Source organism: Actinoplanes campanulatus, assembly GCF_014647795.1.
GTDB lineage: Bacteria > Actinomycetota > Actinomycetes > Mycobacteriales > Micromonosporaceae > Actinoplanes > Actinoplanes campanulatus.
Genome location: NZ_BMPW01000037.1, coordinates 1 through 14591, shown reverse-complemented (window position 1 = coordinate 14591; position 14591 = coordinate 1). Strand labels below are relative to the sequence as shown.

General features: G+C 71.0%; 14 protein-coding genes. 8 read left to right on the top strand and 6 right to left on the bottom strand.

The genetic code is table 11. From position 1 onward, the window contains the following. Positions 1 to 187: 187 nt before the first annotated feature. Positions 188 to 2317, bottom strand: coding sequence for a tetratricopeptide repeat protein (locus IEZ13_RS43060; protein WP_183227223.1), 2130 nt, complete (start codon positions 2315 to 2317; stop codon positions 188 to 190). On the opposite strand from IEZ13_RS43060, the gene IEZ13_RS43055 reads away from it, so the two are divergent. Then, positions 2246 to 4288 (top strand): hypothetical protein, encoded by a 2043-nt coding sequence (locus IEZ13_RS43055; RefSeq protein WP_183227221.1) that lies wholly within the window; start codon positions 2246 to 2248, stop codon positions 4286 to 4288. The two genes, IEZ13_RS43060 and IEZ13_RS43055, sit on opposite strands and share 72 nt — an antisense overlap. 394 nt (positions 4289 to 4682) lie before the next feature. Here the strand turns inward: IEZ13_RS43055 and IEZ13_RS43050 are convergent, their stop codons facing one another. Further along, on the bottom strand, positions 4683 to 5081 hold the full coding sequence (locus IEZ13_RS43050; RefSeq protein ID WP_183227219.1) for a hypothetical protein: 399 nt from the start codon (positions 5079 to 5081) through the stop codon (positions 4683 to 4685). Between the two features lie 130 nt (positions 5082 to 5211). Between IEZ13_RS43050 and IEZ13_RS47275 the strand changes: the two genes are divergently transcribed. After that, on the top strand, positions 5212 to 5544 hold the full coding sequence (locus IEZ13_RS47275; RefSeq protein WP_203834127.1) for a hypothetical protein: 333 nt from the start codon (positions 5212 to 5214) through the stop codon (positions 5542 to 5544). A 100-nt stretch (positions 5545 to 5644) separates the two neighbouring features. Here IEZ13_RS47275 and IEZ13_RS43040 read toward each other — a convergent pair whose 3' ends face one another. The 3 genes from IEZ13_RS43040 to IEZ13_RS43030 all read right to left on the bottom strand — a co-directional run bounded on the left by IEZ13_RS43040 (position 5645) and on the right by IEZ13_RS43030 (position 9890). Further along, positions 5645 to 7393, bottom strand: a complete 1749-nt coding sequence (locus IEZ13_RS43040) for a DUF1996 domain-containing protein (protein WP_183227217.1) — start codon at positions 7391 to 7393, stop codon at positions 5645 to 5647. Between the two features lie 125 nt (positions 7394 to 7518). Beyond that, positions 7519 to 8844, bottom strand: coding sequence for a hypothetical protein (locus IEZ13_RS43035; RefSeq protein ID WP_183227215.1), 1326 nt, complete (start codon positions 8842 to 8844; stop codon positions 7519 to 7521). Beyond that, positions 8841 to 9890, bottom strand: coding sequence for an NAD-dependent epimerase/dehydratase family protein (locus tag IEZ13_RS43030; protein WP_229795735.1), 1050 nt, complete (start codon positions 9888 to 9890; stop codon positions 8841 to 8843). The genes IEZ13_RS43035 and IEZ13_RS43030 overlap by 4 nt, the downstream gene beginning before the upstream one ends. 154 nt (positions 9891 to 10044) lie before the next feature. On the opposite strand from IEZ13_RS43030, the gene IEZ13_RS43025 reads away from it, so the two are divergent. The 6 genes from IEZ13_RS43025 to IEZ13_RS43000 are packed head-to-tail and all read left to right on the top strand — an operon-like array spanning position 10045 to position 14363. Further along, positions 10045 to 10704 (top strand): glycosyltransferase family 2 protein, encoded by a 660-nt coding sequence (locus IEZ13_RS43025; protein ID WP_183227211.1) that lies wholly within the window; start codon positions 10045 to 10047, stop codon positions 10702 to 10704. A gap of 20 nt (positions 10705 to 10724) precedes the next feature. After that, positions 10725 to 11360 (top strand): TIGR04282 family arsenosugar biosynthesis glycosyltransferase, encoded by a 636-nt coding sequence (locus IEZ13_RS43020; protein WP_183227303.1) that lies wholly within the window; start codon positions 10725 to 10727, stop codon positions 11358 to 11360. Then, complete coding sequence (locus tag IEZ13_RS43015) at positions 11357 to 11998, top strand: class I SAM-dependent methyltransferase (RefSeq protein WP_183227209.1); 642 nt, start codon at positions 11357 to 11359, stop codon at positions 11996 to 11998. The genes IEZ13_RS43020 and IEZ13_RS43015 overlap by 4 nt, the downstream gene beginning before the upstream one ends. Continuing rightward, positions 11971 to 13200 carry a molybdopterin-dependent oxidoreductase gene (locus IEZ13_RS43010; protein ID WP_183227207.1) on the top strand — a complete coding sequence of 410 codons (1230 nt, stop codon included), beginning with the start codon at positions 11971 to 11973 and terminating at the stop codon, positions 13198 to 13200. Before IEZ13_RS43015 ends, IEZ13_RS43010 begins: the two co-directional genes overlap by 28 nt. Continuing rightward, a complete protein-coding gene (locus IEZ13_RS43005) occupies positions 13197 to 13640 on the top strand; it encodes a hypothetical protein (RefSeq protein WP_183227205.1) in 444 nt (147 codons plus the stop codon). The genes IEZ13_RS43010 and IEZ13_RS43005 overlap by 4 nt, the downstream gene beginning before the upstream one ends. A gap of 9 nt (positions 13641 to 13649) precedes the next feature. Next, entirely contained in the window at positions 13650 to 14363 is a 714-nt protein-coding gene (locus IEZ13_RS43000) for a response regulator transcription factor (RefSeq protein WP_183227203.1), read from the top strand. 53 nt (positions 14364 to 14416) lie between these two features. Here the strand turns inward: IEZ13_RS43000 and IEZ13_RS48080 are convergent. Further along, the coding region (locus IEZ13_RS48080) for a zinc ribbon domain-containing protein (protein ID WP_189285777.1) at positions 14417 to 14591 on the bottom strand (175 nt) is incomplete at its 5' end.

The window sequence follows — 14591 nt, the reverse complement described above, 5'->3', positions numbered from 1 at the left end:
CCACGGCCGGGGATCTCGAAGGACGCGTTCACCGTTCCGTTGGTCTCACTGAATGAGAGAATCAGACGGTAGATAGCGAGCCACCGACACTGCAGACTGGACAGCTCCCGGGCGGTTTGAGGAACTCCGCGAATGCCGGTATCGCGTGGATTTACCCGGCCAGGCCCGCCCGTTCCTCTGCCAGTATCTAGCGTCGGCGGGCCGGTTGGGCGTCGGACGTGTCCGGATGGTCGAGTTCCGTGCGCATGGCCGTGAGGCGCGCCGCCAACGCGGGGTTCACTCGCCAGAGACGAGTCAGGTCGGACCGGGTGTCGAGGAGTTGGGCCCACAGCAATCCCCGGCCCTGTTCGAGTGGTTCGGTCGCGTCCTTGCTGCGGTTCGCGGCTACTGCCGCCGCGGCGGCGTCGCTGGCCAGGCCGGACGCGTAGCGCCGAAGCTGGAGGTGCTGGTCGGACCGGTGGGATCCGCGTTGGATCAGCAGCGGCAGCAGGTCGACGACCTCAGCATAGGCGTCGGCGGCGGCGCCGGGCCCGTGCGTCTGGCCGATCGCGGCGGCACGTTCACGACCGGCGCTGACCCGCAGGCTGGCTGGCGTCGTGGCCATCCGCTCCGCCTGTGACCAGAGGTCCTCGGCCCGCCGGAAGTCCGCCTCGTCGCCCAGCTCCTGGAAGCGGGCGTAGAGCGCGCCGGCCAGGCTTTGCTGGCGGATCGGGAAGTCGACGTGGTGCGGGCCGGTGGCGGCCATCGCGGCCGCATGCGCGTCGACGGCCTGGCCGAGGTCCGCCTGATGGCGGTGGTGCCGGAATCGGGCGGCCATCGCGGCGCCGAGATTCCCCAGCACGGCGGCGCCGTCCTGGTGGATGGCGGCGGTGTTCGCGGCGGTGCCGAGCAGTGTGATGGCCTGGTCCAGGTCGGCCGGTCGCTGGTGCAGGTCGAAGCGGTCGTGCAGCGCGGTGCCCAGGTTGCACAGCAGCCCGACCCGCTGCGGGTCGTCCGGGCTCAACAACGGCAAGGCGGTGCCGAGCAGGTCGATGACCCGTTCGAGATCATCCGGGTCGGCATGCCAGTGGTACCGGGTCTGCAACGCTACGGCCAAATTCGACGCCGTGTAGCCGGCGTGCTCGGAGCCTCGGTCGGTGGCCGCCAGCGCCTCGGTCAGCCGACCGATCGCGTCCTCGAGGTCAGCGTACCGGTGTCGGTGCCGGAATCTCATGTGCAAGGCGTTGCCGAGATCGGCGAGGGCGCCAGCGGAGGTGAGGACCTCGATCGCACGATCGAGGTGATTCGGATCGCCGCGCTGCTGGAACAGTTCGACCAGAACCATCCCGAGGTTGACGTATTCATGTGTGCCGGCCTGGGCCACCGCGTCGAGACAGTCGGCTGCCCGCTCCAGATCCGCCGGGTCATGCCGCAGGGTGAAGCGGCGCTGGTACGCGTCTCCCAGTTGCCGCTGCCGGAAGGCGTGCTCCGGGTGATCCGGACCGGTGGCGTCGGCCGCTGCGGCGAGCAGAGGGATCGCCTCGTCGAGGTCCGCCGCGGCGCCGAGCGACCTGAACCTGCTCAGGTGAGCCCCGCCGAGATGGAACCGGCGGGTGTCGTGATCGTGGTGCCGGTTCTGCCGCAGCGCGTCACCGAGCACGCTGATCGCTCGGTCGAGGTCGGTCATCCGGCCGGTGTGGTGGAACCGCAGGTTCAGCATGTTGCCGAGATTGGTCATGGCTTCGAGCCGGACGGCGTCGTCCGGGTCGGCGAGGTCCACCGCGGTGGTCAGCAACTCGACGCATTGGTCCAGATCGGCGTGGTCGCCGCGCAGCTTGAACCGTAGGTGCATCACACCGGCCAGGTTGACCGTCGGCTCCAGGCGGCCGGTGCCGATGGCGTTCATCGCCGCGGTGTGCAACTCGATCGCCCTGTCCAGGTCAGCTCCGTCGCCGTGGCGCTCGAACCGGATCCGCAGCGCGCTGCCGAGGTTGGTCGACAGGACCGCGTGGCAGGGCTCGGCGGAGGCCGTCGCGTGCAGGGCCGCAGTCAGCAGGGCGATGGCGCGATCGAGCGCGTTCGGGTCGCTGCCGCTGACCACCTGGCTCAGCAGGCGTGCGCCCTCGTCGGCGCGGCGACCCCGCTCGTTCAGGCACTCCGCGACCGGCGGTGGGACGGCGCCGGCGTCGAGGCCGGCGAGAAGGGAGGCGAGGCTGAGCGCGCTCTGCAGCTCGAACTCGTGCCCGGTGGCCTGATGCCGGTACCAATGCGCCTGCACTACGACCTTGGCCGTGACGACGATCTGGTTCCTGTCGCCGGAGCCGACGGCGGACTCCATGAGCTGCACCATGTGGTCCACGACCTGAGGGTCACAGACCCCATCGGGTTCGCCTCGCTCGTACGCCCGGATTTGGTCCGTCAGATCGGTGAGGAGGTCTGGCGCGGACATGAACTCCCCATCGTCGAACGGAGCGGGTCCGCCTACTTTAGTGCTGTCCACGTTCGAGTGAGGGGAGTCCATGACGTGGTCGCCGAACTGCTGACGGCCGTCCGGGCGCGGATCACCGCCTTCCACGAGTACGGCGACGCCGCCGCCGTGCTGAGCCAAACGGCCGCCGACCAAGCCGAGGAACTGGTACGGGCGGCCGGCCCGGCCACGTTGCCGGTAGAGGTCGCGGCCGCGGCGGGGTGGCTGTACTGGTGCCGGTTCGAGGCCGATCCCGACGGCGGTCAGGCCGCGTTGCGGCGAGCGGCCGACCTGTTCGTCCCGGTCGGGCAGGCCGATCCGCTCCTGCTGCCGGCGCAGTTGCGGGAGCCGCTGATCGAGGAGTACAAACGCCAGGCGCGAGCGATACTCGAACCCGCCATCACGTCCGGTGACGTCACCGGCCTTCCGTACGCCACCGACCTGCTCTACCGGATCGTGCAGGCGACCGTACCGGAGGATCCGCAGCGAGCCGCTGCCCTTTCCGACCTGAGCGTCGCGGCGCAGTTGCGCTACGCCGACAATTCCGACCTCACGGAGCTCGACGACGCGGTCGCGTTCGGCCGGGCGGCGGTGGCGACGCTCGCCCGGGCCGACTTCCTGACCAATCTCAGCAGCGCCCGGCTGTCGCAGTATCGGGCGTGCGGCGACGTCGCCGCCCTGACCGAGGCGATCAACCTGGCCGAGGCCGCGACACGCGCCGCCCCCACCAGCGCCACCATCCACCGGGCCCTGGTGCAGGCTGTACGGGCCTGTTTCGACCGTACCGGTCTTCCGGCCGATCTCGATCGGATCGTGAATGCGGCCCGGACAGGTGTGGTCGAAGCGAATCCGGCGCCGGCGGGGAGCCAGGAACTCCGCCTCGCGCTCGCGCAGGCGCTCTGGGAGCGCTATCGCCGAGCCGAGGCGCTCGCCGATCTCGACGAGGTCGTCGCGACCTGCCGCGGTGCCCTCGGCGCCACCCCGGCGCCGGATGAGCGAGTCGCCTGGCTGTCCATGCTCGGGCAGTCGCTCGGCGTCCGGTACGGCCGTACCTGGGAGCGGCGAAACCTCGACGAGGCGGTAACGGTCGGCCGGCAGGCCGCCCGCGAGGCGGATCCCGACGCGCGTGTCTCGCACCTGCTGCACCTCGCCTCGGTGCTGGACGAACGGCTGACACTCGCCTGGTCCGCCGACGACGAAACGGAGCAGTTGCTGAGTCTGCGGGCCGCCACCGAATCCGGTCCGGGGCACAAGGACTACGCTCGGGCGCTGCAGCATCTGGGCGGCGCACTGGTGGGCCGGTTCCAGCGACTGGGTCAGAAAGCCGACCTCGACGAGGCGATCAGTCACACGCGGGCGGCGGTGGCCGCATCCGGCGCGGATGCCGAGACCCGCCGGAAGGCGCTGTCGAATCTCGCGGTCAGCCTGGAGATCCGGCGCGGGCCCGGCGACGTGGACGAGGCGGTGACGACGGCCCGGGCCGCTGTCGCCGTCCCCGGCGACAGCACAAGTAGCACCGAGCTGGCCAATCTCGGCAAAGTACTGGTCGCCAGGTTCCTAACGCTCGGCGATCCGGTGGATCTCGAGGAGGCGATCAGCGTCACCCGATCCGCGGTCCGGGTCAGCACCGACCCGGTCGGACGGGCCCGCGGCCTCAACAACCTGTGCGGCATGCTGACCCGGCGATTCACGACGACCCGGCGCATCGCGGACCTGGACGAGGCGATCGAGGCCGGCCGTGCGAGCGTTGAGGCCGCGCCGCCGCGTTGGCCCGAACGCTCCCGGTACCAGACGACGCTGGACCTCGCCCTGCGGTTGCGCGCCACGGTTCGGGACGGATAGGCGGCGCCTTCAACCAACCCGGTGCGAGCGTGCGGGGGGCCGGATTCGTGCCGCCGGGTCGCTTCGCGGCACGGCTGGCGGCCGCCCTAAAAGGAGCAGCTGCCAGCCTCACCGCAGAATCGAAGAAGCCCGGCCGCGAATGGCGAAGCCACCACGGCCCGCAGCGCTACGTGGAACCCGATGACGAAAGCGACCACCGACCGCCATTCAGCGCCTCCGGTACGCGCTTCGACGGTGGTCCGGCCGCCCTTCTCGCGGAGGTCGATGTCCTTGCGAGCCAGTAGCCCCATGAGCCGTTCCACGTTCGCGCCAATCACTGAAGTGCCAGCGACTTGCACTCACTCAGGGTGACGTCACGGCCCTACAGAGCCTCCGAGTGGCGGGATGGGTGGAATCAGCATTGCTCGAAGGCAACGACGCCGTCTCCGTTGTCATCCCGATAGGGGATTTCGTCGCGAATGTTGTCGGTCGAAATCCAGCCATGCTTGTTGGTGCCGGCCACTCGCACATAAACCCACATGTTGTCGTAGCTATTAAAGTCCCAGCAGTGGTACCAAACTCTTTCGCCGCCGCTGACCTTGCCGACATTATCGCAATCCGCGTACGGAGCCGACTTGAGATTCCAGCCGTTCGCACTCGCCTTCATGATCCCGGATCCGTCGCCGTTCGCGGCCGGCGTATAACTCCAACCGCACGCTGCGGATGCCGGCTGGGCCGTGGCGACGCCGAGTCCAGCAGTGAGCAATGCCGCCGCAATTCCTGCGCGCAAGGTTCGGGTAGAAGACAAACGCATCCCATGACTCCGCTCCTGAAGGGCTGAATACCCCCAAGATATCATTTCAATTCGAGCGCCGTGGATACCACAACACCGACAGCATCATGCACATCACGCTGTCGCAGCGCCGCCGCCGCGGTCGAGGGTGGTGAACGTCGACGAGGCGATGTGCGTGTTCCGTGACGGCGACCCGGTCGGAGCGTGCGAGGCAGCAACAGAGGTCATCTCCCGGACGCCAGTAGGGATATCGGGGCGGCGCAAGCTCGGGCCGAAGGGCGGCCGGCCACCGTCCTTCGACCCTGAGCGCTACAAGCAGCGGCATGCCGTCGAATGCGGCATCAACCGGATCAAACGCAACCGCGCCGTCTCTGTTCGGTACGACGAACTCGCCGTTCCGCTGCGAAGCCACCGTGACGATCGCCGCGATCAACGGGTGCCGCCAACCGATTATGATGCAGGTCCTGAGCCCAACCCGCTTTGACGCGGATCAGCCGGGGGCCAGGCAGCTACTCAGCGCCGCCGAATGTGAGCCAGAGCCGTTGACTGGACAGCCCTCTCACTCCGTCGCGGCCTGCGGGGTGTCATGAACACCTTTTGCCGGTATTGATGCAGGTGGTTATGCGCTGCATGGTCCGGGCGGAGTTGACGTTGATGAAGTCGTTGTGGTCGGAGAAGGGGTTGTGGTTCTCCTCGGGGAAGGAGTCGAGGGCGTATTGGCCCTTGGCTTGGACACTACGGGGGATGTTGTAGGAGATGGTGATCCGTAGTTGGGGGATGGCGCGGAAGCCTTGCGGGCAGGCACCGGTGGTCTTGTCGGCGAACGCGACGTGTCTGCGGTGGTTGTCGCTGTCGATGTTCTTGCCGTCCCAGCAGCCGGGGAAGTCGTGGACGCGCTGGACCGCACGGCCGGCGGGGCAGATCGGATATTTGTCGGAGAGTCGATCGCCGAATCCGGAGCAGGTCCAGGTGGCGCGGGCGTTGGCCGGTCCGCGGCTGGTGGGCTTGGCGTCGCCGGTGAGGGTCCGGAGGAACTTGGGCATCGGGACGACCTTGCTGACCGGGTTGCCGCGGTATTCGATGAGCACTTTCGCGGGGCGGACGATACCGCCGGTGTTGCCGGGTAGTTCGAAGTCGGGTCCTTGCGGCTCGGGCAGTGCGGCGGCGCCCCCGGGTGTGGCCGGGGCGGCGGGGGCCGGGTTCAGCGTGCAGGGGGCGAGTGCATCGAGGCCCTGCGGGCGGGTCCCCTGCCTGCCGATGGCGGTGGCGATCCGGTCGAGCGCGGCGACGCGTTTGGCTCGCAGCGGTCCGAGGACGGCGTTGTCGACGACGGCGGCGCCGCCTTGGCCGCGGCTGGTGACGAGGCGTTCGCCGGCCTCGGAGATCTGCCGATCGAGTTCGTCGAGGTTGCGGTTGACTTCGGCGAGGGCTTGATCGGGTACGCCCGGCAGCTTGTCGCGAACGGTGGGGCATTGGATCTGCGGGTTGGCGACCTGGCCGGCTCTGATGCTCGCGGCGTGGGCGGTGCCGTGCATCGCGGCGTGCACGCCGTCATAACTGACGTCACAGTCGACCAGCGAGACCATACCCGGCCGTTCGCCGCCGGTGTTGGTGACAGCGGCGCCGATGTCCTTGATCAAAATCGCACGGCGGGTACGCAGCGAGCCGAGAACCCTGCTGTTGATGCCGGCGTCGATGCGGCCGCGGCTGGCGGTCATCCGTTCGTTCGCGGCAGCTTCCAGGCGGTCCAAGTCGGCCAGCAGGCGGTCGACGCGGGCGCGGACGCGAACGGGGACAGCGGGCAGCCGGTCACGGACCGAGGGGCACACGACCGCCGGCTGGGTCTCGGAAAGGGCCCGCTGGACCTCGCCGCCGCTGCGGACCGTTCTGTCGATGCGCACGACGGGCCAGAAGTAGGAGGATCTGTCGCCGTTGCGGCAGGTGGTGCCGGATGCGTCGAGGTCGGCGTCGGAGGAGTCGGCGGTGATCGCCAGGTTGCCGACGAAGTCGTGGACGTGTTCGGCGCCGTTCTTGATGCCGGGCTGGGCCACCGGGTTGTCCGGGCTGAACTTGCCGTTGCCGTTGGTGCCGCAGTTCACCGTGAAGCGGCCTGTCGACGCGGCCGCGGTGGGCCGGGGGTGGCGCACGTTGGGCCGTACGTTCTGGATCGGCACGAACTGCGCCAGGCTGGTGGCGGCGTCCGCGGTGCCGTTGCCGCCGCTGGAGACGAAGGTGACCGTGAGGGCGCCGGTGGCCGCCAGCACCGCCGCGGCCATGGCGATCCTGGCAGGCCGTGACGTCAGGACGGGGAACGAGGTCTGTCTGCGTTTCATGGGGATCTCCTCGATGCGGTGAAGGCCGGATCCGGTGATGTGTCGACGTGAACGGGTACGAACCGCTGAGCGACGAAAGATGAATATTCGACGGGTACGTCATCATTTGGTAAGAACTTGTGGGGCTACCAGACCGTCAGGACCAGGTGGTTGACCGTCAGGGCCACTGCTGCCTGCACGGCGAGCCAGGTCCGGCGGTCCGCGGGTGGTATCAGGGGCGCACCGGCCATCAGCCATACCGCGAAGGGCAGCCAGATGCGTTCCACCTCGGCCTTGCTGTAGCCCGACAGGTCCGCGGCGACGATCGCCGCCGCAGCGGCGAGCGGCACGACCCAGACGGCATTGCGAGCGCGCGGTCGTGCGGCCGTCACCGCCCGGCGAAGGATCACCGCCGCTGCGGGACCGGCGGCGACGGCCATCAGCGCGAGGTTGGCCCACACCCAGTAGCCGTAGGCGCGATCGCTGGCGATGCCCTGGTAGTAGCGCTCGATGAGCAGGTGATAGCCGGTGGGCCAGGAGAAGCCGGCCGCCGTGAAAGCGGCCACGACCGGCATCGTTCCGGCGAACGCCCAACCCGCGGTGCGCCGATGCGGGCCGGCAGCGACGACGACCGCCAGGGCGATCGCGGCCATCAGGACGAGCCCGTACGACAGGTAGCAGCCGAAAGCCAGCAGGAGGCCGCCGGCGACCGCGGCCCCCGCGCGCCCACGAGCCGCGCCGTGTGCCAGCAGGGCGACGCCGGTGGCTGTCACGCCCGCGAACAGTCCGTCGGCCGATACTCCGGACCAGACCGCGCCGGGGAACAGCACCACGAACGGCACCACGGCCCGGGCTGCCTCTTCGGTGCTGAGCAGCCGTACCGTGTGCGGCACCGCGACGGCCACCAGGCTTGCCACCAGGATGCACAGCATCCCGGCCCAGGCGCCGCCGCCGAGTCCGGCACGGTCGAGCCAGACGAAGACGAGCAGCGCCCCCGGCGGGTGAGCGGACACGTGGGTGGTCCATGAGTCCGGCTGGAAGTCGAGGATCCGGGTGGTGAATTCGGCCAGTGTGGCGGGGATGTCGGTGATGCCGGGAACCTCGTGCAGGTATTCGTGCTCGGTGGTCAACCGGTCGGTGATGCCGCGTCGCCAGCCGTCGATCAGCGCGAGCGACAACGTCCACGCCACGGCGGCGACATAGGACAGGGCCGGTAACAGCCGCCAGTGCGTCCGGGCCGCCAGTGCCGGCCCTCGCCACCAGACCAGTACGGCGACCAGCAGGGCGAGCGGTGTGCCGGGGCCGACGTGCGGCAGCCAGTGCGCGAACAGGGGCGGGGTGCTGGCGTGAACGGGTCGCCCCAGCAGGTACAGCACACCGCCGGTGACCGCGGCCGCCGCGAACAACCCGACAGCGACGGCGGCGGCGATCAGGTCGGCACGGGGCGGCCGGTTCCACGGGCGGATGCTCATCCGCGCAGCGTGGTGGAGGCGAATTCGGTGATCCCGGCGGCGAGGTCCACGGTGGCCTCGAAGCCCAGCTCGGCCCGCGCTCGTGCCGGCGCGGCGACCACGTGCCGCACGTCGCCGAGCCGGAACTCGCCCGTGACGACGGGAGAGGGGCCTCCGGCGGCTCGGGCGAGTTCGGCGGCCATCTGCCCGACGGTGGCCGGGCGGCCGGAGGCGATGTTGTAGGCACGCCAGCCGGTGTGCGTGCCGGTCGCGGTCATGGCGGCGAGGTTGGCGGCTGCCACGTCACGGACGTGCACGAAGTCGCGGCGTTGGCCGCCGTCCTCAAATACCCGCGGCGCCCGGCCGGCTTCCAGCGCGGATCGGAAGATCGCGGCGACACCGCTGTACGGGGTGTCACGGGGCATGCCCGGCCCGTACACGTTGTGGTATCGCAGGGCGATGGTGGTGCCGCCGGTTTGCCGTGTCCACGCCGCCGTGAGGTGTTCCTGGGCGACCTTGGTCGCGGCGTACACGCTGCGCGGGTCCAGCGGCGCCTGTTCGTCGACGAGGCCCGGCTCGAGTGGGGTGCCGCAGACGGCGCAGGGCGGCTCGAACCGGCCGGCGGACAGGTCCGCGACCGTCCGCGGCCCGGGGCGTGCCGGGCCGTGCCGCGGGCAGGTGTAGGCGCCTTCGCCGTAGACGACCATGGAGCTGGCCAGCACCAGCCGGTGGATGCCGGCGCGGGCCATCTCGGTCAGCAGGACGGCGGTGCCGAGGCTGTTGCAGCCGACGTATTCGGGCAGATCGTCGAGGTCCACGCCGAGTCCCACCATGGCGGCCTGGTGAACCACGACGTCGACACCGGCCAGGACGCCCGCGACCGCCGCCTGGTCGCGAAGGTCGAGCCGGTGCAGCGGGGCTCCCGCCACGGTGTCCGGCAGCGGCGCGCGGTGCGCGCCGCGATGGCCTGCGTCGGCGACGGTCACCTGGTGGCCGGCGTCGTGCAGGGCGGTTACGACATGGGTTCCGATGAAACCGGCTCCACCGGTCACGAGTACGTGAGTCACGGCGCCGACCGTAGGGCCGCGACCAGGCGGCGGATCCCGGTTGCGGCGAGCCGTCAGCGGATCGTAAGGACTCGCGGGCCACGTCACCGTTTCGTAAGACCTCGTCATCGCCTCGTAAGGAAATCCGGACGGATCCGGTCCTAGCGTCCGAAGCATGACCGATGTGGTGCTTCCCTGCCGGGACGAGGCTGCGGCCCTGCCCGGCCTGCTGGCCCGGATGCCGGCCGGCTACCGGCCGATCGTGGTGGACAACGGCTCGACCGACGGTTCGGCCGCGGTGGCCCGCGCTCACGGCGCGGAGGTGATCAGCGTGGCCGAGCCCGGGTACGGCGCGGCCGTACACGCCGGTGTGCTGGCCGCCGACCCGGTCGACGGGGTGGTGTGCGTGATGGACGCCGACGGCTCCTTCGACCCGGCGCAGCTGCCCAGGCTGGCCGGCCCCGTGCTCTGCGGTGCGGCCGAGTTGATCACCGGCCGACGACGGCCGACGGCACGTGGGGTGTGGCCGCTGCACGCGCGGGCCGCCAACGCCGTCCTCGCCCACCGGCTGCGCCGCACGGCCGGTGTCGATGTGCACGACATCGGGCCGATCCGGGCCGTACGCCGCGACGACCTGCTCGCTCTGGGGTTGCGCGACCGCCGGTTCGGCTATCCGCTGGAGCTGCTGATCACCGCCGGGCGGGCCGGCTGGCGGGTGGTCGAGGTCGACGTCGACTACCACCCGCGGGCGGCCGGCACCCGCTCCAAGGTGACCGGCACCGTCCTCGGCACCCTCCGGGCGGTCCGCGACATGAGCGCGGTGCTGGCCCGGTGAACGCTCCCCAGGTCCTGGTGATGGCCAAGGCCCCGGTTGCGGGCCGGGTCAAGACGCGGCTGTGCCCACCCTGCACCCCTGGCCAGGCGGCCCGGATCGCCGCCGCCGCGCTGGCCGACACCCTCGACACGGTCGCCGCGGCCGCGGCCGCGGCCGGCGCCCGGGTCCTGGTCGTCGACGGCGACTACCCGGCACCGCCGGGCTGGACGGTGTGCCCGCAGCGAGGCGGCCCGCTCGGCGACCGCCTCGCCAACGCGTTCGCCGACACCCGGGCACCGCAGACGGCCACCGTCCTGATCGGCATGGACACCCCACAACTCGCCACCGTCGCACACCTCGACAGGGCCCTGCGGCTGCTCGCCGACGTGGACGCGGTGCTGGGGCCGGCAGACGACGGCGGCTGGTGGGCACTGGGCCTGCGCGACCCCCGCCACGCCGAGATCCTGCGCACCATCCCCACCTCCACACCGACCACCGGGCGGCAGACGCTGACCGCGCTGCGCCGCCACGGCCTGCGCATACAGCTGCTGCCTCAGCTGCGCGATGTGGACACCGCGGCCGACGCACACGCGGTGGCCGCCCTGTGCCCGGCGAACAGCCGTTTCGCTCGCGCTGTCGCCACCGAGATGCCGTCACCGACGGCGGTCGCCGGATGAACGCCGTCGCGGTCTTCGACGCCGCCATCAACCGGGCCGCGGCCGGCATCCCCGCCGCGTTCACCGCCCGGCACGAAAGCGGCAATGTGCTCCGATTCGATCCGGGCGCCTGGTGCCAGGACGTCATCGCCGGAGACGTAGCACTACTCGACCGCTGCACCGGCCCGACCCTCGACGTCGGCTGCGGTCCCGGCCGGCTCACCGGCGCGCTGGCCCGCTCCGGCCGGCCGGCTCTCGGCATCGACATCAGCGCCACTGCGGTCCGCCTCGCCCGCCGCCGCGGCGCGACGGCACTGCGGCGCGACGTCTTCGACCCGGTGCCCGGCACCGGCCGCTGGCGGCATCTCCTGCTGGCCGACGGCAACATCGGCATCGGCGGCAACCCGCGCCGGCTCCTGCGCCGGTGCCGCGAACTGCTGGAACCCGACGGGCGGCTGCACGCTGAACTGGCACCGCCCGGCACCCCCGCCTGGTCCGGCATCGCGACGGTGCAGACCCCGGCCGGCCAGGGCGGTCCCCTACCCTGGGCCTGCGTTCCCGCCGACGGCCTCACCGCGCTGGCGTCGGCCGCCGCCCTGCGCATCCTCGACACCAGGACGGAGGCCGGCCGATGGTTCGCCACGCTGGCACCCCAGTGACCGGCCGTACGCCGGCCTTGCGACGGCTGGCGCAATGGTTGTCGGCGCCGCCGGAAGCACTGCGCCGGGGGCCGCTGCTTCCCGGACGGTTCCCATCGGCGTTGCGATCGACCCGGCTGACCAGCCAGGTCGGCATCGCGCTCGCCGTGACGTTCACCGTCTGTTTCGTGACCGGCCTGATCAGTCATCTGGTCCAGCACCCGCCGGACTGGTTCTGGTGGCCGTCGCGGCCCGTCGGGCTCTACCGGTTCACGCAGGGCCTGCACGTGGCGACCGGGCTCGCCACCGTGCCGCTGCTCGGCGCGAAACTGTGGTCGGTCTATCCGCATCTGTTCACCTGGCCTCCGATCCGGTCGATCACCCACGCGGCCGCCCGCGCGAGCGTCGGCGTGCTGGTCGCCGCCGCCCTGTTCCAAGTGGTCAGCGGCGTCCTGAACGTCGCCCGCTGGTATGCGCCGATGCCGTTCTTCTTCACCGCCGGGCACTACTGGGTGGCCTGGCTGGTGGTCGGCGCGATGCTGGTGCACATCGGCGTACAACTGCCGGCCGCGCGCACCGCCCTCACCGCCCGCCCTGTCGCCGAGCCGGACTCCGACGGGCTGAGCCGGCGCGGGCTGCTCGGCGCCGTCGGGACCGCCGCCGGGCTGATCACCCTGACCACGGTCGGCCAGACCGTCCGGCCGCTGTCCGGCCTCGCGCTCCTCGCGCCGCGCGTCCCGCACGTGGGCCCACAGGGGTTGCCGGTCAACGCGACCGCCATCGGCGCCGGGGTCGCCTCCCTGGTGGTGGATCCGTCGTACCGGCTGGTGGTCACCGGCACGCGACGGCAGCTGAGCCTGGACCTGGCCGCCCTCGGCGCCCTCCCCCAGCACACCGCGGACCTACCGATCGCCTGCGTGGAGGGCTGGAGCGCCTCCGGGCAGTGGACCGGCGTCCGGCTACGGGACCTGGTGGCACTCGCCGGGGACGACCCGGACCGAGTGGCCGTGCTCGTGGAGTCACTGCAGACGGGCGGCCGGTACCGGTCCACGACCGTGCCGGCCGAGCACACCCGTGATCCACTCACCCTGGTCGCGCTGCGGCTGGCCGGCGAACCCCTGCACCTGGATCACGGCTACCCGGCACGGCTGATCGCCCCGAACCGGCCCGGCGTGCTGCAGACCAAATGGATCGGCCGGATCACCGTGCTGGAGTCACGGTGAAAACGCGAACCGTCCTGGCCGTCACCGGAATTCTGATCATGGGGTACGCCGTTGCCGGCGCCCTCCACGACCCGGATCTGGCACCCGCCGGTGTGCTGACCTTCCTGGCCGGGGTGCTGGTCGTCCACGACGTCATCTGGATGCCGGCCCTGCTCGCGGCGGGCGCCGTGATCACCCGCCTGGTCCCCCGACGGCGGCGCCCGGCGGTCATCGCCGCGACGATCTGCGCCGCCGCGATCACGGTCGTGGCGCTGCCGCTGGTGCTCGGCTTCGGGCGCCCGGCGGACAACCCTTCGGCGCTGCCCTCGGCGTACGGCCGGAACTTGATCGTCGTGCTTCTCGTCGTCGCCGTCGCCGCGTTGCTGCGGCGCCGACCGGCGAAAGGCCGTAAGAATTCCGAAAGGCCTGGGAGAAACGTACGGGGAGCCGGTCATGGGTAGCGTGGGCTGATGGGACATCGGGTGCTGGTGGTCGACGACGACGCCACGGTCAGTGACGTCGTGCGGCGCTATCTGGAGCAGGCCGGCTGCGAGGTGCGGCTGGCCGCCGACGGCGCCGACGGCCTCGCGGCGATCGCCGCCCAATGCCCCGACCTCGTCGTCCTCGACCTGATGATGCCCGGCATCGACGGCTTGGAGGTGTGCCGCCGGATCCGCCGGCAACTGCCCGGCCTGCCGGTCATCATGCTCACCGCGCTCGGCGAGGAGGCCGACCGCGTCCTCGGCCTGGAGGTCGGCGCCGACGACTACGTGACCAAGCCGTTCTCCCCTCGTGAGCTGGTCCTGCGCATCCAGTCGGTGCTGCGCCGCACCGGCGGGCAGGCGGTGAGTCCCGGCCCCTCCGCGACGCTGCGCGAGGCGGACCTGACCGTCGACACCGCGCGCCGTGTCGCCGAACGCCACGGCGCTCCGCTGGCACTGACCGTCCGGGAGTTCGACCTGCTGGTCTTCTTCATGCGCAATCCCGGCCGGGCCTGGTCACGCGCCGATCTGCTGGACAAGGTCTGGGGATGGCAGTTCGGTGACCAGTCGACCGTCACCGTCCACGTCCGTCGGCTCCGCGAGAAGATCGAGAACGACCCGGCCGAGCCGGCCCGCATCCGCACCGTCTGGGGAGTCGGATACACCTACGAGCCACTCGACGAGGGACACCGTCGGTCATGAACTCGGCCCTGAAGGACCGAGCTTGCGTTCGTTGGTCTAGCTGGCTGCTAGGGTCACGCCGCGTTCGGCTGCATGACGGCAGCCCTGCGCGCGATGTTGCGCGCAGCGTTGTGGTCGGCCGGGCCAGCGTGCCCGCACCTCAAGCAGAGGAAATCGTCCCGGGTAGGCCGATTCCTTTTGTCGATGTGCCCGCACTCGGCGCATTGCCGGGAGGTGTTGCGGGGGTCC

Coding starts and splice junctions, on each gene's coding strand:
- IEZ13_RS43055 (WP_183227221.1), top strand. CDS start 2,246: ATGCGCCTGCACTACGACCTTGGCCGTGACGACGATCTGGTTCCTGTC.
- IEZ13_RS43060 (WP_183227223.1), bottom strand. CDS start 2,317: ATGGAGTCCGCCGTCGGCTCCGGCGACAGGAACCAGATCGTCGTCACG.
- IEZ13_RS43050 (WP_183227219.1), bottom strand. CDS start 5,081: ATGCGTTTGTCTTCTACCCGAACCTTGCGCGCAGGAATTGCGGCGGCA.
- IEZ13_RS43040 (WP_183227217.1), bottom strand. CDS start 7,393: ATGAAACGCAGACAGACCTCGTTCCCCGTCCTGACGTCACGGCCTGCC.
- IEZ13_RS43035 (WP_183227215.1), bottom strand. CDS start 8,844: ATGAGCATCCGCCCGTGGAACCGGCCGCCCCGTGCCGACCTGATCGCC.
- IEZ13_RS43025 (WP_183227211.1), top strand. CDS start 10,045: ATGACCGATGTGGTGCTTCCCTGCCGGGACGAGGCTGCGGCCCTGCCC.
- IEZ13_RS43020 (WP_183227303.1), top strand. CDS start 10,725: ATGGCCAAGGCCCCGGTTGCGGGCCGGGTCAAGACGCGGCTGTGCCCA.
- IEZ13_RS43015 (WP_183227209.1), top strand. CDS start 11,357: ATGAACGCCGTCGCGGTCTTCGACGCCGCCATCAACCGGGCCGCGGCC.
- IEZ13_RS43010 (WP_183227207.1), top strand. CDS start 11,971: ATGGTTCGCCACGCTGGCACCCCAGTGACCGGCCGTACGCCGGCCTTG.
- IEZ13_RS43000 (WP_183227203.1), top strand. CDS start 13,650: ATGGGACATCGGGTGCTGGTGGTCGACGACGACGCCACGGTCAGTGAC.